This is a genomic window from Paenibacillus tabacirhizosphaerae (assembly GCF_040812395.1).
In the GTDB taxonomy this organism is placed as follows: domain Bacteria; phylum Bacillota; class Bacilli; order Paenibacillales; family NBRC-103111; genus Paenibacillus_E.
Genome location: NZ_JBFNXH010000002.1, coordinates 255,919 through 278,632 on the forward strand (window position 1 = coordinate 255,919; position 22,714 = coordinate 278,632).

The following is a 22,714-nucleotide window of genomic DNA, read 5'->3' on the forward strand; positions in this document are numbered from 1 at the left end:
ATGCGCACTGGTAGGAGTCATCAGCCCAAAGGCGGTTATGGCGAACTCCATCGCCTTTATTCCCGTTTTCATTAACACGAATATTATAAGATATTTCCGAGTTTGTCAACAATACGATCTAAATCAGTTCTATCATGTTAAAGATATCCGTTTGGGAAAAGCTTGAGAAATCAGGCTTTTTTGCTTTACAAGCCTATCGGGAGGCGTTTATACTAGATTTGAAAAAAATGGAAATAAAGGATATGTAAAGTAGAGGGGTGTATTGCCTTTGAGAAGAAAATCGAATAAGAGACGATTAATTTTGTGTATCGGGGCCATTTGTCAGCTTGCCCTCGGGACGGTTATCATCCCCCAACAGGCCAGATCTGCTGAGCCTTCCCAGCTCATTCAACTTCAGCTAGACAATAGTGCGGCCAGTGTGAATGGCCGTAAAGTTGAACTGCCTGCTCCTCCAAGGCTCATGAATAATGTGACCATGGTGCCGTTACGTTTTGTCAGTGAGGCTTTGGGTTCGGATTTATCATGGGATGATGTGACTCGCACGATAACGCTAAGCATTCCTTCCAAGAGAATCCAACTGACCATCGAGCAGAATGAAGCGTTGATAGATGGTACAAGAGTGCCTTTAGACACCCCGGCATCGATCATCAATGACACTACGATGGTACCGTTGCGGTTTATAGCGGAACAATTCGGCCAACAGGCCACCTTCGATCCCCAGACAAGGTCCATTACTATCACTCCTTTGCTCAAAAAGGAAAGCCCGGACCCACTACCCAAGCCTGTAGAAAAGAAGCGTCTGGAGCGGCCTATTGTAAAAAATTTGACAACGGATATTACTTTAGGCAAAGGCAAAGTACTTTTTACAGGGGCACAAAGTAGCTGGGAAATTCTGAGCATAGTTATCGATAAGAATCATCGAGTTTATTATTTGGATTATGATAAATATTTTGATTATGGAGGAAAATTCGGGACATTCAGTATCAAGATGTATGACCCTAAGGTTGGCAAGACTGTCAGTACCTTATATTACAACCAATACAGATTTAAGTTTACGTACGAAGATCATGCGCACCAAACGCAAACCTTTAATTCTGAAGATGTATATCCGGTTAAGCTATTTTACAATGAAGCCACGGATCAAGTTTACTTGTTCGGTGACAGCCTGAACCCACATGTGAAAGGAATCCTCATCTATGAGATTCTTCCTGAGGTGCACCATGTATCCTTGCAGGAAACAGATATGAATTTCCGGCTCAATCAGAATTTCATGTCAACCACAGACGGCAAGAAGTTCTATTATAGCGATGTATACCACCATAAGCTGTATTCGATTGACAACGGAGTATCGATGCCGAAGCTTAGTGACGCCACAGTCCTCAAACGAGACAGCAACCTCATCTCACTAGTCAAAGACGGACAAACTTACTTATTGGACTCCTGGGCAAATGCGATCTATACCATTCGTGAAGATAAGTTTCAGAAGGTGGCGGAGCTGAAAACGAGCAACATCATATCTGCGGTTTCGGCTAACGGTTATTTTTATTTATGCGATGGATCCAACATATATCGGGTAACTCCAGAGGGGAAAATTGAAAATTATATAAACTTCGAGTCGCTTTCTTATCATAAGGGTCAATATGACCCTGTTACGCAAACCTATGATGAGGAGGTATACAATACCAAATCCAATCCATATAATGAGTTACGGCCTATTTTCGTCAATATGTCAACTCGCTTTGCTGTTGACAGTGATGGCAATGTCGTCATGTATGATGGAAACATTCTTAGGCAGATTCAAGTGTATCCATAAGAGCATCCATTTTACCATGAAGAAGTGGATGGCAGAAAAAGTGTCAAAGTGGTTGATGAGTTTCCTGTCCCTTTCCTATATACTTATAGAATAAATATATAGAGAAATGGCGGTTTTCTTATGAGCATGTACGTTTATTATGCGATATTTTCAATTATCCTGTTATTTGGTGTAGTCGCCACCTTTATGGTTGGTTTTTCTCGAAAAAATCAAGAAGGCGACCCCACTTATTTCCAAAAAACGGGGCGGAAATGGATCCGTCTCACGGCTTTGTATGTCATCGCGATTGCAGCGGGACTATTTGCTTTGCTGGCTTATATACAAAGCTCGAACGGATAAAAGAGACCACGTTTTCGCGACCGAATGCGAAGCGTGGTCCTTTTTATTTACTATGGGCGCGCAAAGCATCATATAGGTGTGTAAGACCTGGGATCATTTCTTCTATACGGGGTCTTGCAAAGCTGATGCGCATACAACTAGTCTGAGAACCATAAACACTGCCCGGTACGAAAAGAACGCCCCGTTTGATCGCTTCATCCAGCAGTTTGAAATCATCGATCTCTCGATTGATTTTACACCAGAGGTTAAGTCCGCCTTGCGGTGGGGTATAGGTGATGTAATCGCCTATAATTTGCTGTACCCCCCGTATCAGCTCGTTTCTTTTCTCAACTAAACCTTTCCGTACCCGATGAATTTGGCTCTCAAAATGGCCTTCTCTAATAAACTGATTGGCGACCCATTGGGGGATGGAGCTTAAACCGAAATCCATCTGCTGCCGGGCATCCGTTAAGCGGCTTACAACAGCCTGAGGGGCAATCAGCCAGCCAATCCGTAGCCCGGAAGCTGCAATTTTGGACATTGAACCGATATAGAGGACATTGCCGGATTTATCTAACGATTTCAAAGTGGGCGGAGGGTTTCCGTCAAAAGCCGTCAAGGTGAAAGGGTCGTCTTCGACAATTGGGATGCCGAGTTCCGAGGCAATCTCCAGTAATCGGATTCTTCGCTCTGTTGTCATTACGCAACCTGTAGGATTTTGAAAGTTTGGGTTTAAAAAAAGCATGCGAATTCTGTGCTGACGGTATAAAGTAAGGATATCCTCAGGATTAATTCCTTGCTCATCGACAGGTAAACGAAATAATCGGAGCCCTGCTGATTGAAACATGGGCAGCGAATAACAATAAGAAGGATCTTCGATGGCGACAGCATCGCCTGGACTAAGCAGGCACTGTGTGATCAAATACAAGGATTGCTGGGAACCAGCGGTAATTAAAATCGACGAGTCTGTGCTATGGATACGAAGATGCTGCTCTAGAAACGTAACCAGAGTTTCCCTTAAAGGGGAGTAGCCTTGAGGATCCTCGTAGCCGAGCTGCTCTCGAAAGGGCTGCTTTTGCAAAAGTTCCCGCACAATCTCGTTCGGAAATAAATCGTCAGATAATTCGCCGCTCGCAAAGTCGATGATACCTGTGCCTTTGCGCAGCTCCTCGCGAATACGGCGGATGAAAGGAAGATTCGGAAGGAAGGTGCCGCCTTCCACATAGGTTTTCCAGTTAGGCGTCTGTTTGGGGGATATGCCCCACTTGTGTGTAGTAACCCGGGTGCCGCTGCCTTTGGCACTTTCTACAATGCCGGATGCGCGCAGCATTTCATACGCATTTACAACCGTGCTTCGGTTTACGCCAAGGTTGTCGGCTAATTTTCTTTCCGATGGCAGAACACTGCCTGGTGGAAATTCACCAAACGAAATCCTGCGCTGGGTGTATTCCGCTATCTGTTGATAGATGGGTTTTTTACTTGATCGGTCTGGTTTCCACATCAGTTTTCATCACCTTTAAAAAAAGTATGCCAGATACGTAGAAGAATTAAGCACATTTAGTATATCATTTAGGAGAAAGTAGCGTTTGGATTCGTTGGAGTCTTGTGTTCCAATTTGATGAACGAAGAGGGGGTTTCAAGAGAGTGGGGAAACTGAACGGCAAGAAGATCGCCATTGCTGGATCTAGAAAAACAGAGGAAATGAGCTCGTTAATTGAAAAGCAGGGAGGCATCCCTGTGATACGGCCTTTACAGGGCCTCTTGTATTTTGATGAGTCTGCGGTAAAGCAAGAGCTGTTATTTTGCGTGAATCATCAAGTGGATTGGTTTATTTTTACGACAGGCACCGGAACAGAGCCGCTGCTTGATGCGGCGGAGAGTTTGGGAATCCGTACGGCTGTGTTGCAAAAAATGAAAGAGGCGAAGGTGGCGGCACGCGGATACAAGACCTATGCCTTGCTAAAGAGACTGGATATCCTGCCTGAAATCGTCGATGAGGACGGCACGATGCAAGGGTTAATCAGCAACTTGAGTTCCTGCGATTTTTCCGGCAAAACCGTAGCTGTACAATTACATGGCGAACCGCAGCCCACTTTAATTCAATTTTTGGAGGAGCGTGGGGCGAACGTCATTCAACTGCTGCCCTATCGACATATCCAACCGGAATCGTCCATCCTTGAGGCATTGTGCCATGAGCTTGCGACACATACGATTCATGCGATTTGTTTCACTACTGCGGTGCAAGTGAAGTATTTATTTGAATATGCGAGAGATCAAGGCATTGTGGACGCGGTGCGTGAAGCGTTCACCACAGGTGTTCACGCTGTAGCGGTCGGCAAGGTAACCGCCGAAGCATTGAGAGACGAGGGCGTGAACCGTGTTATCGTACCGGAAAGCGAGCGGATGGGCGCTATGATCATTGAATTAGTGAAGCATTATGCCGGTGAGGAGTAAAGAGGAACGATAAGGATTTGCCGCGGGGAAGCTCAACATCGACCATGGGTTGAATGGGCTTCCCCTTTGATTTTGGCACAGTCGGAATAAGGTGCTGCTTTCGAGCGGTGTTTTAAACGAAGGCACGAACAATTGACAAAATAAGGAGCAAGAAGTAGAATTTTATTACAAAAACTTAAACGTTTAAGTTAAGAGGGAGATGGGGAAATGGAAGCTAATATCGTTACACTTCGGGATGTTCCATCGGACATTCTTGGCTACAGCCGAGACATTTTCGTGTATGTGCCGCCTTCTTATTACACAAACCCGGATCTGCGTTATCCGGTTGTCTATGCGCAGGACGGGCAACATATATTTAAAGCTGACTCGCAGGGTGAGTCGTGGGATTTGCAGCATACCGCGGATCGTTTAATAAGCGAAGAATGGTTGCAAGAGGTTATTATCGTTGGCGTATCATCCATTGCGCGCAAACGGGCAGCTGAGTATTTTCATCCTAAAGATGGGATCGGCGAGCTGTATCGGATGGAGTTGCATGGCGATTTGTATGAAAAATTCCTGATCGAGGAAGTAAAGCCTCGAATTGATCGGGAATTCCGGACGATGCCGGGTCGGGAGCATTCAGCCATTCTTGGATCATCTGCTGGAGGGCTTGTTTCTTATCACATTGGCTTCCGTCGTCCGGACGTATTCAGCCGTATCGGAATTCTGTCTCCCTTTTTCGTACATGTTAACGTGAATGAAATGAGTAGTAGAGAAGCGGACTGGACTGAGCTGAAGCTGTACAATGAATGTAATCAAAAACCTGATGTGCGGGTTTGGCTCGATATGGGCGGAGCCGAAGGGACCATCTTGACCCGGCATGCCCGCGAAGTTGCCGATCGAATGATCACAAGCGGTTTCACACCCGGGAATGATCTGATCTTTCTGCATGATCCGCAAGCGGGACATACTCAGTTCGATTGGGGCAAACGGGTGAGTGCGACGCTGCTTTATTTCTTCGGACGCAGGGGGACTCCGCGAAGTTTGGAAATCATCGGCAGGAAGACTGTTGGGGTGAATGAAAGGGGAGTTCGCCTATATGCAAATGTGACATACGACTCCGGTTTCCGCATGAGCCTGCTTGATGCCGCTTATTCCGTGGATAGGCCAGAACGGCTCTCCATATACGAAGACGGCACTTTGCTGCCCAAAGATGAGGGGACAGCGAAAGTTACCGTCCAGTATGGCGGTTTGGAAGCCTCCTGCGAATTGCAAATCGTTCCATTTTTAGCGGAAATGGTAGAACTGGAGGTCAAGGTGGAAGTACCGGGAAATACGCCTTCGGATGCAAGTATTCATGCGGGGTTTCCTTTGCCTAAAGTGGAGGAAGGACTGTACCGGGGACGGTTTCGGCTTCCGCGCGATTTAATTTTTGATGTGAAAGTATCGCGAGGGTTTGGCAGCAATGAGAAGAGGGCGTCGAATCGAAGATTCGCAACTACGCATGACCAGAAACTGCATTTTGTTGTAAAGGAATGGGAGGAACAATGACTGAAGCAAGTGTCGGCAGCCGCTTGGTGCATATCCGTTCCTTCCCATCCAAGTCGCTTGGCAATGAGCGAGGCCTGACCATTTATCTTCCTCCCCAGTACGATGCTCATCAAGAGCGGCGTTACCCGGTGCTTTATTTGCATGATGGACAGCAAGTGTTCGAGTCAAGCCCTTTCTCAGGCTCCTCTTGGCATCTACGGGAAACCACCGATCAGCTTATTGCAAGCGGCAGGATACAGCCGATTATCATGGTTGGCATCTATAATCAGGGGCTAGAAAGATTGAATGAATTTGCTCATCCCACTGGAGAATCCGGTATAGAGGGCGCTTCTGATATTGATTGCAGGGGAGAGCGGTATGAACAATTCCTCGTTCACGAACTGAAGCCTTATATCGATCAGTCTTTTCGAACGCTTTCGGGTCGAGAACATACGGCTCTGCTTGGATCTTCAATGGGCGGCCTTATCACCTATCATATTGGCTTTCGAAATCCGGATGTATTTTCGATGCTGGGCATGATGTCGCCTTATTTCATTCGACTTGATCTGAACTCCATGCGGGAAATTGCTTTTTACAACAAGCTTCCTTATCGAAAGGACATGTTGGTTTGGATGGATATCGGGGAAGCGGAGGCCAATATTCTTGTGCGCCATGTCCGAAGTGTTGCCGAGGAGCTGATTGGCGACGGTTTTGTCCCAGGACAAAATCTGATGTACTACGAGGTTCCGGGCGCAGCTCATACCGAATCGGATTGGGCATTCCGCGTGAAATGCCCGCTGCTTTATTTTTTTGGTGAAGTGGGCAAGCCCGTCTCGGTTGAATTATATGGGAGAAAAGTGCTCGGATTGATGGGAATGACTGTAAAAGCGAATCCTGTCGTGACTTTCGACAGCGGCTTTGTCATGACGAGTTTATCGGGTGCCTATACCGTGCGTGATGCGGGATTGCTGACGGTGGGCACCGACGGAACAATAGTTCCCCATGAACTCGGGGATACGGAAATCACCCATTCTCAGGGAGCTGTTTCTTGTAAAAGTAAATACGCCATCATCCCGAGATTAGAGGCTTATGTCCGGCTTCACTTGCAAATCTCCGTACCCAAAGAAACGAAGACAAATGGCTTTGTGTTTGTAGGGCGGCTTGCGGTCCCGCTGATCTCGGAACAAGTCTATGGGGGGATATTTTCGCTGCCGCGGGACATTGTATTTCGCTTCAAGATCACGACGGATACCGGCATTCATGAGAGCAATTCTACGGGGACGACCCGATCTTATCGGATGTTGCGAGTAGATGAGGATATGGAAGTCCAATATGAGGTGGAGGCATGGGAGAAGCGGTAGCAGCTTGTAACTAAGGCGGAAATTGTAGGTGAAAAAAAGGTTGGCAGAATCGATGTGATGATCGCCTGCTCAACCGTTTTTGTGGTATCTGTCATCGCTCTCTTGAAGAAAGCGAAAGTTACTCGTTTAGCGCGCTTGCGTTTTCCGCTGCGATCGTGTCTGCGACTTCCAGGATTATCGGGCAATGATCGCTGCCTGTAATATGGGCGTCGATTTGCGCGTCGATGAGCAGCGGAGCCAGTCTTGAAGATGCGATGAAATAATCGATTCGCCAGCCTACGTTCCGTTCTCTCACCTTCGGCATATTGGACCACCAGGTGTATGCATCAGTCTGTTCGGGATAGAAGTGTCTAAATGTATCGATAAAGCCTGCATCTAGCAAATCGGTCATTTTCCCGCGTTCCTCCAGCGTAAATCCGGAGTTATTGCGGTTGGCTTTCGCATTTTTAATATCAATTTCTTGGTGGGCTACATTCAGGTCTCCACAAAAAATAACAGGTTTATGGGCGTCCAACTGCTTCATGTAGTTTCGAAACCGATCTTCCCATTCCAGTCTGTAATCCAGTCTTGCCAGATCCCGTTTTGCATTGGGCGTGTACACGGTAATGAAATAAAAGGTTTCGAATTCAAGTGTAAGGATACGACCTTCTGGTTCTTCATCCTCTTCGATGCCATAGCGTACCGAAATCGGCTTGATTTTCGTGAAGACGGCAGTTCCGGAATACCCCTTTTTCACTGCATAATTCCAATACTGTTGATAGTCCTCGCCATAATCAAGCTGAATTTGGCCTTCTTGCAATTTGGTCTCTTGCACACAAAATATATCTGCATGGACCTCTGCAAAGTAGTCGTTAAATCCTTTGTTTACACATGCTCTTAACCCGTTGACATTCCAGGATACCAGCTTCAAATCTCTTCCATCTCCTTGCTGCTTCAGTTTCTTTCTGCTAGTATACCATATTTCATAGTAGCCGCTTGGCAGCATGTATTTTTATAGATAAAGATTGCCTATACCGCAGTAGATTGACAGTACGCATATAATGCGTTATTATTATCTTAAATTAAAGATAAATCACCAATGTCGGTTATATCTCAATTTAAAGAATCTTTATTTTAAAATATAGGAGGCGGTTTTTATGCAACCGATGGTATACACACCTGCTATGCAGGCAGTTGGACAATTTGATGGCGGTAAAATAACGGAGCAAAAACCGATCGGTTTTCCTGGCGAAGGTTCGGTAGTTAAACGAGTCGGCCCTTTATTTTATTGGGCGTGGGCGGAGTCTAATGCGGATGCGCTAATCGGGCTGCACCCTCACCAAGGTTTTGAAATTATGTCCTACGTGGTTCAAGGAACGGGTGTACATGGAGATACGTTAGGCACGAACTCTACGATTGGAGCAGGCGGCGCACAAGTTATGCAGACCGGTTCTGGCGTAAGCCATAGGGAACAGTTGGTCAAGGACACAGAGTTGTTCCAAATATGGTTCGAGCCTGAATTGAAAGAGGCTGTCAAAAGACAACCGACATACCGGCAATACGCGCATGAAGAGTTCCCTAATCGCAGCGAGCAAGGATATCAAGTGAAAACGGTGATTGGCGAAGGCGCTCCAATCGAGCTGGTGACCGATGCCGGCATGTGGGATGTGGAAATTAATCCAGGCGGCGCCTATTCGCACCAGGTTCAATCGGGTTATGTGCTGACGGCTTTGGCGATACGAGGAAACGGCAGATGGGCGAACACAGGCGCGCCAACAAGATATGTTGATATCAAGCATAAAGACTTCATCGTCGGGAAAGCCGAGTCGCTTACAACGGTAAACCTCGAGAACACGGGAGAAGCGAACTTGCGGCTTATCCTGATCGTGGTTCCGGCCGCTGTAGATTATGAATTGTTACGGAAAAGATAATATCCCTTAGCTAATGAACTAGGTTATAGCCAAACTCTCCGTGCCACTCCCTTAAGGAAATGTGGTAAGTTTAAGCTAAATCAGACTACATTTTCTTTCTGGGGTGCTGCCAATACGGACTGAACAATCCTATCTAGAGAAGAAAGAAGTCTATTCAGAACTGGCACAAAAGCAAGGAATTGATTATGTGCTGGATGCCTACGATTTAGATGCCTTACTGCTGCCTGGAGATGTGGATGGCATGTATATCGCAGCGCGATTGGGCTATCCTTTGATTGCGGTTCCGGCCGGATTTTCTACAAAAGGGGTTATTGACCCTGATGGGGATCCAACGAAGGGGCCTTTTGGCGTTGTCTTCTCAGGCAGAGCCTATAGTGAACCAACGTTAATCCAACTGGCTTATGGCTTTGAACAAGCGACCCACCACCGCATCCCGCCTCAGGTTGATTAGGTTTCGTCACTCAGCCTTCAGGCGGAGGAAGAATCCTTCCAAGGGTGCTTGTTGGAATTCTCCTCTTTTCTTACAATGAATCTATGAATGATCATGTTGTGAGAATCGGAGGTACACGATGGATAAAAGGACATTTTTTGGGGTGTTTTTAATTTTGTTAGGCGTTTTTTTCTTCAGCAGCAGAGGAAGTGTGATGAGCCCAGGTAACGTATTCGGCTATTTCTGGCCTAGTTTGTTCATGATCCCATTAGGCATTTTGCTGCACTGGATGTATTTCTACGCGACACAGCGACGCGGAATCGGATTGCTGATTCCCGGGGGGATTTTGCTCATTGGCGGCGGCATTTGCCAAGTTTCGATGCTTTTTGGGATCTGGGAATATATGTGGCCGGGGTTCCCGCTGGCAGTCGCATTCGGACTTTTTGAATTCTATTGGTTCGGCGGAAGAAATAGATGGATTCTAATTCCCGTATTTATTCTAGGCAGCGTATCCCTAATTTTTTTCACTATTTTCACGCTAGGTACGATCATCAGCTTTAATTTCTTAGGACAAACTACTGTCGCCATTGTGCTCATTGTTCTAGGTCTAGTCTTCATGTTTGGCAAAAAACAACGAAACGAGTATTAGGCTCGTTATCGCGATGAGGCATGCTGCAGATAGCAGTATGCTTTTTCTTTATAGATCAGAAAGTTTAAATCCTTAACAGAACTAAAGCGTTAGCGGTAGGGATACCCTTTCTAACAGAATATATGTCGTCAGTATGGTGTGACGAGCTCGTAGAGCGGAGAGATTCCGCACGCATCGTGTGGACGAGTACTTGACACGATGGACGTAGAAGATCCGGAAGATCCACAGCAGTCGGGAGCACCGCATACCGCTTCGATCTGCAATAGATCGCCTTTTACACGGGTGAGCGGAACGTGGATGCGCTATGAGGCGGTTTTTTCGGTTGTAGAGACGTTTCGCGGAACTACCGTGCGTTATGAGCAACAAATGCTGGGTTGTAGGCACGTTTTCGCTCTTTTAACGCACCACAGTTCCGCTTCTGGGGGAGAAAAGAGATATTACCGTGGAATAAGGCATCGTAGTTCCGCCGATATCGCTGTGCATGGGGAATAGGCGGTCCGGCAGCACCTCATGTGAAAAATAGACACTTGACGAGAGTGGGGACGTTGCAGGTTATTTTGGCGATGTCGTAGATGCCAAAGTCATTTATTTATCTGATGGCAAAACACTTCAGTAATCGTTTATACTATACCGATACAGGTATAGTTATGGAAAGGTGATGAAGACGATGGGTTACACCTATAATGATGATATGAAAAAGCGTCTCAGACGGATTGAAGGACAGGTCCGTGGCGTTCTCCGGTTGATGGAGGAAGAAAAGACATGTAAGGAAGTCATCTCCCAATTATCGGCGGTTCGCAACGCAGCGGATAAAGCCATTGCCCAAATTGTAGCGGAAAACTTGCAGCAATGCATTTTGGAAGAGCAGCAGGCAGGAAGGGATTCCAATAAAATGGTGCAAGAGGCGATTGAACTGCTGGTAAAAAGCCGTTGATTCCATCCTATTAAAATCCAGCCATAGATTTGCTAATCCTTAGCGGATTTGCGATAATGCGCATAGAACAACAATGGGATAGGATGTGCGTTTGATGAAGAAAACTTTTGCATTCATAGGTTCATATGCGGATTCTAAAAATTCGGGCGTATATGTCTGCGCCTACAATGAGCAGACAGGGACTCTGGAGCTCGTTGATGAAGCGGCAGGCTTGCAAAACCCGACTTTTTTGGATGTTGATCTTTTGAAAATGAAGCTCTATGCCCTAACCGAGGGAGTTGATGCGAACCAGCAGCGCTGCGGCGCAGCTGCGGCTTTTGACATTGATCCTGGCACTGGCCAATTGAGCTTGTTAAACAAAGAGACGACTGTGCCTGCAACCACATGTCATATTAGCTTGGATCGCACGAATCGATTCGTTATGGTGTCGAGCTATCACGGCGGTATGGTTGGCATGTCTCCCCTGCTGGAGGACGGGCGAATTGGCGCAACCTCCGATATCCAGAGGCATCATGGCGCAAGCCTTCTTCCGGTACAGGATCGTGCCCGCGCGCACTCTGTATTCGTGGATCGCTTCAACCGGTTCGCCGGCGTTTGCGATTTGGGTCTGGATCGTATCATTACATATCGTCTCGACACCGAGGCTTCTAAACTTATTCCTCATAAGGAAGTGCAGATAGCACCTGGATCAGGACCGCGGCATTTCGTTTTTCATCCTTCATATTCGTATGGCTACGTCATTAATGAGCTTAACTCTACAATTACCGCTTTTTCATATGACGAGGAGCAAGGAGAACTCAGCGAAATTCAGACGGTTTCCACGCTGCCAGATGCGTTCGCAGGGGAGAACGCTTGCGCCGATATTCACGTTTCTCCTGACGGAGCTTATCTGTATGGCTCAAATCGCGGGCATGACAGCATCGTGGTGTTTGCGATTGATCCGTTAAACGGCAAGCTGGCTTTCGTCGAGCATGCTCCGACTCTTGGCAAGCATCCACGGAATTTTGCGATTTCGCCGGACGGGCATTTTGTACTTGTGGCAAACAAGGATTCCGATCATATCGTATCATTTGCTAGAGAGCCGCTAACGGGTAAACTGCTTCCTACCGGAAGTGTTTTGAAATTGTCCATGCCCGTATGCATCAAGTTTGCCGTATTCGAATAAAGAATTACTTTTCAATAAGCCGATCCAATCAGCGTACTTCGCGGGTTGGATTTTTTTGTGAATTTTTAGCGAAACAGATGAATGAAAACCATAGAAAAGACGAAAATAACGTGAAGCAACTTAAAGTATAAAAGGAGATTGAATCAAATGAAGATTAGATTTATGAAGTTGGCAGTATTCATGTTGTCGCTAGTAATCCTCTGCTCGCCACTGCAAGTCCGCGCAGAGGAAGGCGTTAAGCAAAATTCATGCATCAGCCCTCAGGCTGTGCAATTACAAGAGCAGATGAGAAGGCTGTGGATTGATCATACAACCTGGACCCATAATTATATTGTCAGCGCGCTTGCAGGGCTGAAAGATAAGGATAAAGTGCTGGCAAGATTGCTTAGAAATCAGGCAGACATCGGGAATGCGATAAAGCCTTATTATGGGGAGGACGCTGGCAATAAGCTGCATGAGCTTCTTAAAGATCACATTCTTATTGCAGGAAAAGTAGTAGACGCTGCTAAAAAAGGAAATCAAGCTAATCTTAAGAAATACGATGCAGAATGGCATAAAAATGCGGACGATATTGCGAAATTTCTGAGCAGCGCCAATCCGAATTGGACGGAATCTGAATGGAAAGATCTGCTCTATATGCATTTGAAAATGGTAACTGATCAAGTTACGGCACGCCTGAAAAAGGATTGGGATGCAGATATTGCAGCTTCTGATTTAGGCGAAGATCATATCATCAAAATCGCGGATACGCTGACGAATGGTATAATCAAACAATTTCCTAATCAGTTCTAGACTCTCCAAAAAGCTCTATCCGTGTGCAGACAGCAGTCAGGGTCAGTGCATAGATAGAGCTTTACACGTTAATCAGAGTGTGTTACTGTTTAAATACCAAGTAAATTCATCGAAATAATAGTCATACCGGACATCCGGAGACGAACAATTCATTTTGTTGCGTCTCTTTTTTTATTCCTATTTTTTATTCCACCTACACTTAAAACAAGGAAGGACGTTGACAATGAGCATTCAAAAAGTTGGAAGCATTTCGCAAGAAAGAAGGGAGCGCGCTTTTCAGGAAGCGTTAAGTTACCCGCAATTTGTGGATCATGCAGAAGTAAACGTAGATAGACTCAGGGCAAATTATGAAAATTATCATTTAAACGAGCAGGAATTAGCTTACTTTAAGGGGATTGCCGAGCCGATTGATGTGCTGGTGCTGGCACACGACTGGTGCGGGGATGTTGTCGCTAATTTGCCGCTATTCGGTAAGATCGAGCAGCAAACAGGCAAATTGAAGCTGCATATCCTGCCGAGAGATCCTGACAATCAAGACATTGCTGCCGCTTATCAACATAGCGATGGGCGCAATCATATTCCAACCTATGTGTTTTTTAACAAAGAGGGGAACGAATTAGGTGTATTCATTGAGCGGCCGGAGCAAATAACGACGTTAAACAAAGGTTGGGTGGAGGAATTCTGGAACGTGCATCCGACGTGGGCTGGTCGGGGGAAGCCGCTTTCTGAGCTCGATGAGGATGTGAGGAGATCGCTATTCGGTTATTTAAAAGAACAGCGCCCGCAGGCTCGTGAGCAGGAGAAAACCGCCATTCTTGAAATTATACGCACAATTATTGGCTAATCCGTATACTTGCGCAGAGCAGGGATGTATTAGGGCGCCGTTATCGTCGGAAGGGGTATCTTACAATGAAATTCGCTTTGTTTAGTCTATTGATGAACATTCAAAACCCGGTTACAGGGGAACATTTTACAGAGCAGGAGAAGTTTCAAAATGTGCTGAAACAAGCCGTACTAGCTGAAGAACTCGGCTTTGAAGCCTATGGCGTGGGAGAGCGGCATGGCGCGCCATTCTTATCCTCCTCTCCGCCAGTTGTCCTAACCGCTATTGCAGCCAGAACTTCACGGATTCGTCTGTTAACTACCGTGACGGTACTAAGCGTGCTTGATCCGGTACGTGTGGCCGAGGATTACGCAACTCTCGATCATCTTTCCGGAGGTCGATTGGAGCTTATCATCGGCAAAGGGAACGATCCGCGCCATTATCCGCTCTTCGGCATAACCGAGGAGGAGCAATGGGACTCGCTTGCTGAGCGTTACTCTCTGCTAAAACGATTATGGAACGAGGAAAACATTACATGGTCGGGTCGATATCGCCCGCCGTTAACTAACGTGACTACACATCCCAGACCTTATCAGCAGCCTATCCCTGTGTGGCATGGCAGCGCATCGAGCCCCCTTTCCACGGAACTGGCGGCGAAGTACGGAGAGCCTATTTTCTCCTCCAATTCGTTCCATCCGCAGGCGAAATACAAAGCTTTGATCGATCATTATCGCGAGCGATTAGCTTATTATGGACACGACCCGCAGAAGGCAGTCGTCGGCTCGGGTGCGGGCAGCCTTTACTTGGCGAACACCCCCGAGGAGGCCATAAAGCGGTATCGGCCGTATTATAACGCTTTCTCAACGACGGAATCCGCTCAGCATAACAAATCCCCGTTTACAAGCCTGGAGGACAATATCCAGAACGGTCCGATCCTCGTCGGAAGCCCGGAGAGTGTGATCGAGAAAATATTGAATTACCAACAGGCCTATGGCCATCAAGTGCTGAGCATCAGCGTGGACGGGTTGAGCGAAACGGAGCAGCGCGAGCAGGTAGAACGATTCTCAACAGAGATTGCCCCTGTACTGCGGCGTGAAGTGCCAAGCACGGTTTGGGAACATTCACTGCCGAGACTGGAGCAAGGTGTTCATTAACCGCTATCCAACATACAGGATGGACGTAGAAAATCCGGAAGTACTACAGCTGTTTGGATCAACCCATACCGCCTTGATCTACGGTAGATCGTCTTTTTGCACGGGTTAGCGGAACGTATGTTCGTTATGAGGCGGCATTTTCGTCGTAGGGACATTTCCCGGAACTACCGTGCCTTATGGGCAGGAAATGCTGGGTTGTAGGCACGTTTTCGCTCATTTAACGCACCCTAGTTCCTCTTCAAGGGGAGGAAAGGGACGTTATCGTGGAATAAGGCATCTAGTTCCGTCAATATCGCTGCGCATGGGGAATTGGCGAATACGGCTTTACCAGCGGTCTAATCCCATACCCAATTCCCTCCCCATGCCTGGACGTATGGGATTAGACAAAGGACCTGAGGCACAGCCTCAGGTCCTGTTTTAATCTTAACGCTTGTATAATAATCTCGAAATGATGACCCCAACCGTTCCAAGGCCAATGAACAAAATAGCGCGAATTGCGGTAGAGACGTCGGGCAGATCAATAAAGATGATTTTAAGAAGGGTGATGAAAAGGAATCCAATGCCGACAAGCCTGGCTTTGGGTTTATTTATAATAAGCCCGAAAGCGATCAGAAGAATGGCATACACAGCCCAAACGGCTGATAAGATCAAATGCTGATAATCATAGGACAAAGAATCGGTCAAAACATTGGTTAGCTGTGTGGCAAAAACGAGGCATAGCACCAGCTCAGCCCATAGCAAGATCAGATGGATTTCAAGCTTGCCTCGACTTTCTGGGAGAGCTGTCCGAAAGAATCGGTAAAGGCCGCCAATCGATGCGACGAGTACGAGCCATGCGAGAGCTTCTGCGGAAAATATGGCTTCAATCGGATGAGCCAGCACGAGGATGGTCCCCAAACAATAGGTGACGGTTCCCGTAATTTGCTGAAGCTTGCTTTTCATCTTGACCCCTAAGATGAGAGCTAATGCGCCTTCGGCTACGACCGCAGCGGACGCATGGTCAGCATGCAGGATATAGATCAGCCATAGGAACCAACCGAGGGTGGCGATGGACAAGTGGGTGGCGAATGCTCTATTTTGACGGAAGAGCCAGTAGGCTGTGCCGCTGTATAGCAGCGACAACAACGCGATCATCCACTCGTAAGCGATTCGATCGTTTGAGTATCCGTAGAGCCCATACATCCACGAAGCGAGCAAACCAAAGCTTAAAAAGAGCGTAATCTGCTGACTCTTCTGCGTATCCTTGGAGTAGTAGGCAGTTAAAGCGAACAGCGTCACATGCTGTACAACGACCGCAAGGAGGATAGCAGCACGAACGTGCGCATTGTCAGCCAAAACATATCCAAACAGTAAAGGAAGATGTAAAACGCCAAATGCCACGTAATAGGCTGCGCGGAATGAATAACGGAAGGATAGAAAGATCATGGCGATTGAAAACAGGGCTTCATATCCGGCGAAAATCCAAATGTTAGGTTTGACGGAGTCGACCAGGAAGGGCACTAAATAACCGGCCAGCAAGGTGATGATCGTCAAGGCTTGCGAGCGATGGCGAAGCGAGGTGTAAACGCTTAAGCCAATGGATGCAATAAATAGCACAAAGGCGACCCCGGCTGGAATGAGTTCAAACAGCATATGTGCGGCAAAGAGGGAAAGGATCAGTATGCCGCAGGAGCCCCCGAGCAGCACCTGCCCCAGAGCTGTGCGTTTGCGCCGAATCTGCGTCTCGCCTTGCCAATACATGAGCGCAGCGGCAGCGATGCCAAGCATGCAGCGTACAGGCTCGGTAATGATTCCTGCGCTTACAGCAGCGGTAAATCCCCAAAGCACGCCTAGCAGAAAGACAACGATGAAAATACGCGGCAGCCATACGCGAGCAATCAAGTGCTCCCAGTCTTTAGGCGGTGCGGGCTGTTTGGCTGGTTTGACGAAATGCTGGGGTTGTTCAGCCGCACCCGTCACATCAGTCTTGTAGGCAGGAGCTGGGTCTGTCACAGCCGTTTGATGCTCCAGCGATGGTTTTTCTTTTTGAAGCAAAGCGCTTAGCTGCAGTTCAAGTTCTTTTATTTTCCTTTCAAGCGTTTCAACACGGGATTCTAAGTCCATAGATGCACCTCATTTTATTAGGCATATTCCATATATTAGCACGGATATTTTGTCATTTCCCTCATTTTATTGTTTAATTAGAGAAAATGAGAGATAAGGGAGAACCATATGGCTTATAAAATTGTTTTTTTTGATATCGACGGCACGCTAATCAATGAAGAGAAGGAAATTCCAGCCAGCACAATAACGTCTATTCAGCAGTTGAAGTCGAACGGTATTGAACCGGTGATTGCGACTGGACGAGCACCTTACTTCATCAAGCCGCTTGCAGAGAAATTAGGCATTAGATCCTATGTTTGCTTAAATGGCGGTTATGCGGTGTATCGCGGAGAGCCGTTATATAGACGGGTCATTTCAAAGGGGAGTCTCGAAAATTTGGTCGCCTTGGCTGCCAAGCACAAGCATTCGCTTGTTTTTGAAGGCGAGCACGCTTACTTTACGGATACGGAGGATCATCCTTTTGTGAACGGAGCCGTTTCATCGCTTAAGGTGGATATGCCGGGGTACGACCCTCATTTCTGGAAAACGAATGATATCTATCAAGTCTTTCTTCACTGCGAGAGCGGCGATGAGCACCTGTATGAAGACATCCTCTCTGAATTCAAGCTGATTCGCTGGCATCCTCATGCGATGGATGTGCTGCCAGCAGGGGGCTCAAAGGCGCAAGGCATTGCTGCCTTACTCGAAATGATCGAAGTAAAGCCGGAAGAGTCCGTCGCATTCGGTGACGGTTTGAACGATATCGAGATGCTGGAGTTTGTCGGATTCGGCGTCGCGATGGGGAATTCCCACAAAGATCTTCTTCCTTATGCAGATGATGTCACGACGCATGTGGATGAGGACGGAATTCGCAACGGTTTAATCAAGTTGGGATTGATTTCATCGTAGTTTAATGAGCTAGACCGATCGTTATAATTTGTGCGGAGTAGATTGCATGCTGGAGGCAGCTTATGAAAGCATTAATTTTTGAAACATTCGGCGGGCCGGAAGTGCTCCGCTATGCAGATATTCCGGAGCCAAGGTTAGAACCCGGTTCGGTTCTTGTTAAGATGAAAGCCATTGGTTTGAATTTTGCCGACATCTACAGAAGGCGCGGTCATTATCATTTGGCGGGTCAGCCGCCGTATATCCTAGGCTATGAGGGTGCCGGAATCGTCGAACAAGTTGCACTTGGCGTTGAGGGTATCCAGGTAGGAGACCGTATAGCCTTTGCTGATGTCCCTTATGCGAATGCTGAACTGGTCGCTGTGCCGGTCGAGCGTGCAATCCCATTGCCGCCTGAAATTACATACGAGCAGGCAGCAGGCGTTCTGCTCCAAGGGATGACCGCGCATTACTTGGTAAACGACAGCTACGACGTCAAGGCGGGTGATGAGATCTTGGTTCACGCGGCAGCAGGCGGCGTTGGTCAGCTATTGACGCAGCTTGGCAAAAGCAAGGGGGCTAGAGTCATTGGCTTGACCTCTACGGAAGCGAAGCGGGATGTGGCTTTGAAAGCGGGCGCAGATGAAGTGCTGCTCTACAAAAGCGATTGGGTGAAAGCTGTTATTGCCTGGTCACGAGAGAAGCAAGGCGTAAGCGCAGCTTATGATTCAGTGGGATCAACGTTAATGGAGAGCTTTGCTGCAACAAAAACGAAAGGGCACGTGATTTTCTACGGCATGTCCGGCGGGGATCCGGTGCCTGTCGATCCGCGCATGCTGATGGACGCATCCAAGACGTTAACCGGAGGCGATTTGTGGAATCATGTGACGACGCGTGAAAACCGCATAGCGCGGGCATACGCTCTCTTTGCAGCGATGCAGCAAGACCATCTTCATCTGGAGAGTTTTAAGCTTTTTGCGCTTCGGGATGGCGGGGAAGCTCATAGACTGCTTGAAAGCCGAAACAGCACGGGCAAAATTGTACTCATTCCTTAGAAACGAAAAGATTGCTTTCTCTCTAGTCTTACTGGTGGAGGAAGGCAATCTTTTTGTGCTCACATCTAGAAAGAAGTTCTTCAAGCGTGGCGGAAGTAGGTGCTTTATGGGTGAAGGGGAGATTACTTAAAGGGATCGTTGACGAAATTCGATGGGGCGCCTATACTTCTTCATAACTTGAAAAAGCGGGGAGGAACTCGGATGCAGCTCGCCTTACAATACGCGCAATTGATTAACTCGGTGAATCGGCATCAGCAGCTTTCGAATAAGGATATACCTGTCACTATTGAAGAAATAGCGGGCTACTTATTTTGTACGGAACGCAATGTGAAAATATTGATTCGGAAAATGAGCGACATGGGTTGGATCGTCTGGACGCCGGGCCGGGGAAGAGGCAACCGATCGGCCATTCGCTTCCTCGCTTCGGCAGAGGAACTGCTGTTAGCCGAGGCCAAGGTATACGCAGAGCAAGGTAATTTGAACAGCGCGATGAATGTGTTGCAGATGGAGGGTGTCGAATCGGGACTCAAGGATCGTTTCCTGGCCTGGCTCGGAGACTATTTCGGTTATCGGGGGACGCAGGTTGCAGGTGAATATGCGGTTGAGACGCTGCGCCTGCCGCTCCACAAACGCATATTAACCTTCGATCCGATTGAAGTGTTGTATTCCTTCGATTTGCATTTCGTCAAGCAGGTGTTTGATACGCTGCTGCGTTATGATCCGGTCAGCGGCTGCCTTGAACCCAGCTTGGCCCATGACTGGGTTTCCAGCCAAAATGGGCGTGTCTGGACGTTCTACTTGCGGAAGCGGGTACGCTTCCACCATGGGCGCGACCTCACGTCCGCCGATGTTCTATTTTCGCTGAAACGGTTGCTGAAAATAAGCACGGCAGATTCGCCCAACCAGTGGCTGTGCGCAGCCATTCGTGACATTCGGGCTGTCGACCGTTTAACGGTCCAGGTGGAGCTTGAGGCGCCCAATTATATGTTCCCTCACTATGTCAGCTCGCACCCCATGGCTATTCTCCCAGAAGATGTGTACAGCCAAAGAGGGATGAACGAGGTTCACAAGCTGCCGGTCGGCACGGGTCCGTTTCGTGTAACCCGAAATGACGAAGGGGGGATTACCCTCGAAGCCTTTGAAGATTATTTCCGCGAAAGTGCGCATTTGGATCGGATTGAGCTGTTGTATGTGTCTGAATTCATCAGCAGATGGCATTGGCAGCAGCAAAATTTCGACATGGGTAATATTCAACACTACAAGGAGCTTTTTCCGGAAAATTGGCGAAAAAAAGAAGTCATGATGTTTGGATCGAACTTGCTTGCCTTTAACTTTCGCAAACAGGGACCCCATCAACACGCCAACGTGCGCCAGGCCATTCATCTTGTGCTGGACCGGAGCGGGATGATTGATCAGCTTGATTTGAAAGGGGCTGTGCCGGCCGAAGGCTTCTTTCCGCCCGATTCCCCTCGCCAGTCGCCGCAGGACAACCAACCTGAGCGCGCGCGCGAGCTGCTTGCGGCTGGCGGGTATCAAGGGCAGCCGCTGAAGATGGTCTTCACACCCTCTCATCGGCAGGAAGGGGAGTGGATTCGTGCTTGTTGTGCCACAGTGGGCATTCCCATTGATCTCGAGGAATACTCGTATGTGGAAATGTCCAGCACGGATAAGCTGCTGAAGGCTGACGTGCTGCTCGGAGGCGTCGTTGGCGATGATGACGAGGCGCGATGCCTCATCGAAATGTATAAGATGGGCAACATCCTGATCCGCGTTTGCGCTTCGGATGAGCAGCGGCGAACGTTTGACGATACGATCACCCGGATCGTGACAGAACCGGAGGCGGGTCTGCGCCTGGAGATGATCCGCTCGATGGAGCGATTGCTGACGGAGGAGCATCGCGTGCTTTTCCTGGTGCATAAGACGCAGCAAACCGTGTTCAGCCCGCATTTGAAAGGGATCGCCGTCAACGCGATCGGGTGGTTCGATTTTAAGAACATTTGGTTTCGTCCCCAATTGGAAGAAGCCTGCGCGATCCCGCAGCAAACGTGAGCGAACGACAATCGCTGTGTCTCTCTCAATCCATTTTTTAATCCGTCTCTTGTGCGGGTTTGAAGCGGTTATGACCGAAAAAGACAAGAAATAAGTACGAAATCAGCGAATAGACAACTGCCGTAATACAGAATGCGTAGGCATAGCCGTAATAAGGTCCGTAGCGGAGCACGAGTCCGGTACTGACAGGAGAAGCCAGGAACCACCCCAGATTAAAGACGGCTTCTCCGGAGCTGGAGGCAAGCCCGCGCAGCGAGCGATGGACATAACTCATTTTAATCGAATTGTAAAAAGGGTTGGCGGCATTCATCAGGGCTTGTCTGAACAAATATCCGCCGGATGACAAGTAGAAGCTGGTAGAAAAGGCTGTTAATAAAAGAAAGGGAATCGAGCTGAGCTGTAAATACACTACGGATTTCACTTCCCCGTACCGCTTCACAATCATCGGACCGACGAGAAAAGCAATCGCGGTAGCCCCTTGTCCCAAAGCGACGACAATCCCGATGGCGGTCTTCGATGCCTCGAATCGATCTTCGAAATATACGTTGAGATACGGCACAATCATGCCTCCTGCAGTAGACGACAATAAACCAAGCAGAATGAAAATCCCGATGACCTGCAGGGATGTTTTGTGCACTTTCCAAACCTGTCGCAGCCTTAGCGGCTCGCTGGCAGCTTTCTGTTCTTGGGCTGTTTTTTCGAACATGAGCATCGGGATCACGCCTAACGCTGAAATACCGACGCCTACTAATAGCGTAATTCGCAAGCTATGTATCTCTGCAAACCCGATCATGAATTGGAAAAAGTCGCAAAGCGCGCCGCCGAGCGCAATCCCAATGACATTGGCCAGCATGACAAGCGCCATATTGAAGCTGAATAAGTGCACGCGTTGCTGGGGGGTTGAGTTATTCGCCATAAAAGGCAATATCGTCGCGGAAACGACTGCTAATGCTCCTCCGCCCATAAAGGAAGCTATCAGCATGCCGTCCTTGGTTGCAATCAAAGCTTTCGCGCTTAGAGCTGCAATGACTAAAAACAGACCGAAGGCAATCACCTTCTTGGGTCCAAAACGATCATTCATCATACCTGCAGGAATAAGAATAATGGCTGCTGCTAACGAACTCATGCCAACTATGCTGCCCACCATCGACTGATCATAGCCGAGACTTTTCACATAAAGATTGTAAACGAGCCCGAACATGCCCATTCCCAAATTCCATACAAAATTAAACCAAAAAAATAAGAGGATATTTCTGCTGTATCCTTGAAACTGTGACTTCCACTCTTGAAGTAAATTCGACATGGGGCTCCTACCTTTGTATCTGTGTCTA

General features: G+C 47.8%; 20 protein-coding genes and 1 riboswitch. Of the genes, 16 read left to right on the top strand and 4 right to left on the bottom strand.

Annotated features, from left to right (window positions below):
- Positions 1–4: 4 nt before the first annotated feature.
- A riboswitch (Fluoride riboswitch) is annotated at positions 5–64 on the bottom strand.
- A 204-nt stretch (positions 65–268) separates the two neighbouring features.
- Together ABRS97_RS04090 and ABRS97_RS04095 are read left to right on the top strand one after the other, a co-directional pair.
- On the top strand, positions 269–1,813 hold the full coding sequence (locus ABRS97_RS04090) for a copper amine oxidase N-terminal domain-containing protein (RefSeq protein WP_367811627.1): 1,545 nt from the start codon (positions 269–271) through the stop codon (positions 1,811–1,813).
- A 120-nt stretch (positions 1,814–1,933) separates the two neighbouring features.
- Positions 1,934–2,152 (top strand): hypothetical protein, encoded by a 219-nt coding sequence (locus tag ABRS97_RS04095; RefSeq protein ID WP_367811628.1) that lies wholly within the window; start codon positions 1,934–1,936, stop codon positions 2,150–2,152.
- Positions 2,153–2,195: 43 nt separating this feature from the next.
- Here the strand turns inward: ABRS97_RS04095 and pdxR are convergent, their stop codons facing one another.
- Positions 2,196–3,632, bottom strand: a complete 1,437-nt coding sequence (gene pdxR / locus ABRS97_RS04100) for a MocR-like pyridoxine biosynthesis transcription factor PdxR (protein WP_367811629.1) — start codon at positions 3,630–3,632, stop codon at positions 2,196–2,198.
- Positions 3,633–3,775: 143 nt separating this feature from the next.
- Between pdxR and ABRS97_RS04105 the strand changes: the two genes are divergently transcribed.
- From ABRS97_RS04105 to ABRS97_RS04115, 3 genes are all read left to right on the top strand, one after another.
- Positions 3,776–4,585, top strand: coding sequence for a uroporphyrinogen-III synthase (locus ABRS97_RS04105; protein ID WP_367811630.1), 810 nt, complete (start codon positions 3,776–3,778; stop codon positions 4,583–4,585).
- Between the two features lie 207 nt (positions 4,586–4,792).
- Positions 4,793–6,115, top strand: coding sequence for an alpha/beta hydrolase (locus tag ABRS97_RS04110; RefSeq protein ID WP_367811631.1), 1,323 nt, complete (start codon positions 4,793–4,795; stop codon positions 6,113–6,115).
- The gene (locus ABRS97_RS04115) at positions 6,112–7,455 is read left to right on the top strand and encodes an alpha/beta hydrolase (RefSeq protein ID WP_367811632.1); all 1,344 of its coding nucleotides are present in this window, start codon (positions 6,112–6,114) and stop codon (positions 7,453–7,455) included. Before ABRS97_RS04110 ends, ABRS97_RS04115 begins: the two co-directional genes overlap by 4 nt.
- A gap of 118 nt (positions 7,456–7,573) precedes the next feature.
- Here ABRS97_RS04115 and ABRS97_RS04120 read toward each other — a convergent pair whose 3' ends face one another.
- A complete protein-coding gene (locus ABRS97_RS04120; RefSeq protein ID WP_367811633.1) occupies positions 7,574–8,365 on the bottom strand; it encodes an exodeoxyribonuclease III in 792 nt (263 codons plus the stop codon).
- A gap of 226 nt (positions 8,366–8,591) precedes the next feature.
- Between ABRS97_RS04120 and ABRS97_RS04125 the strand changes: the two genes are divergently transcribed.
- The 8 genes from ABRS97_RS04125 to ABRS97_RS04160 all read left to right on the top strand — a co-directional run bounded on the left by ABRS97_RS04125 (position 8,592) and on the right by ABRS97_RS04160 (position 15,312).
- Positions 8,592–9,365, top strand: a complete 774-nt coding sequence (locus ABRS97_RS04125; RefSeq protein WP_367811634.1) for a pirin family protein — start codon at positions 8,592–8,594, stop codon at positions 9,363–9,365.
- Positions 9,366–9,552: 187 nt separating this feature from the next.
- Positions 9,553–9,816, top strand: a complete 264-nt coding sequence (locus tag ABRS97_RS04130) for a hypothetical protein (RefSeq protein ID WP_367811635.1) — start codon at positions 9,553–9,555, stop codon at positions 9,814–9,816.
- A gap of 118 nt (positions 9,817–9,934) precedes the next feature.
- Entirely contained in the window at positions 9,935–10,444 is a 510-nt protein-coding gene (locus ABRS97_RS04135) for a hypothetical protein (protein ID WP_367811636.1), read from the top strand.
- Positions 10,445–11,111: 667 nt separating this feature from the next.
- Complete coding sequence (locus ABRS97_RS04140; RefSeq protein WP_367811637.1) at positions 11,112–11,378, top strand: metal-sensitive transcriptional regulator; 267 nt, start codon at positions 11,112–11,114, stop codon at positions 11,376–11,378.
- A 94-nt stretch (positions 11,379–11,472) separates the two neighbouring features.
- Positions 11,473–12,543, top strand: a complete 1,071-nt coding sequence (locus tag ABRS97_RS04145) for a lactonase family protein (protein WP_367811638.1) — start codon at positions 11,473–11,475, stop codon at positions 12,541–12,543.
- Between the two features lie 147 nt (positions 12,544–12,690).
- The gene (locus ABRS97_RS04150; protein ID WP_483312412.1) at positions 12,691–13,335 is read left to right on the top strand and encodes a glycosyltransferase; all 645 of its coding nucleotides are present in this window, start codon (positions 12,691–12,693) and stop codon (positions 13,333–13,335) included.
- A 223-nt stretch (positions 13,336–13,558) separates the two neighbouring features.
- Positions 13,559–14,179, top strand: a complete 621-nt coding sequence (locus tag ABRS97_RS04155; protein ID WP_367811639.1) for a thioredoxin family protein — start codon at positions 13,559–13,561, stop codon at positions 14,177–14,179.
- Between the two features lie 65 nt (positions 14,180–14,244).
- On the top strand, positions 14,245–15,312 hold the full coding sequence (locus tag ABRS97_RS04160) for an LLM class flavin-dependent oxidoreductase (protein WP_367811640.1): 1,068 nt from the start codon (positions 14,245–14,247) through the stop codon (positions 15,310–15,312).
- A gap of 423 nt (positions 15,313–15,735) precedes the next feature.
- Here ABRS97_RS04160 and ABRS97_RS04165 read toward each other — a convergent pair whose 3' ends face one another.
- A complete protein-coding gene (locus tag ABRS97_RS04165) occupies positions 15,736–17,415 on the bottom strand; it encodes a DUF2339 domain-containing protein (RefSeq protein ID WP_367811641.1) in 1,680 nt (559 codons plus the stop codon).
- Positions 17,416–17,523: 108 nt separating this feature from the next.
- Here ABRS97_RS04165 and ABRS97_RS04170 point away from each other — a divergent pair, with 108 nt between their 5' ends.
- The 3 genes from ABRS97_RS04170 to ABRS97_RS04180 all read left to right on the top strand — a co-directional run bounded on the left by ABRS97_RS04170 (position 17,524) and on the right by ABRS97_RS04180 (position 21,383).
- Positions 17,524–18,303: a Cof-type HAD-IIB family hydrolase gene (locus ABRS97_RS04170; RefSeq protein WP_367811642.1), complete on the top strand. Its 780-nt coding sequence runs from the start codon at positions 17,524–17,526 to the stop codon at positions 18,301–18,303.
- A gap of 62 nt (positions 18,304–18,365) precedes the next feature.
- Complete coding sequence (locus ABRS97_RS04175; RefSeq protein WP_367811643.1) at positions 18,366–19,334, top strand: quinone oxidoreductase family protein; 969 nt, start codon at positions 18,366–18,368, stop codon at positions 19,332–19,334.
- Positions 19,335–19,535: 201 nt separating this feature from the next.
- Complete coding sequence (locus ABRS97_RS04180; RefSeq protein ID WP_367811644.1) at positions 19,536–21,383, top strand: ABC transporter substrate-binding protein; 1,848 nt, start codon at positions 19,536–19,538, stop codon at positions 21,381–21,383.
- Positions 21,384–21,420: 37 nt separating this feature from the next.
- Here ABRS97_RS04180 and ABRS97_RS04185 read toward each other — a convergent pair whose 3' ends face one another.
- Positions 21,421–22,686 carry an MFS transporter gene (locus ABRS97_RS04185; RefSeq protein WP_367811645.1) on the bottom strand — a complete coding sequence of 422 codons (1,266 nt, stop codon included), beginning with the start codon at positions 22,684–22,686 and terminating at the stop codon, positions 21,421–21,423.
- Between the last annotated feature and the right edge of the window lie 28 nt (positions 22,687–22,714).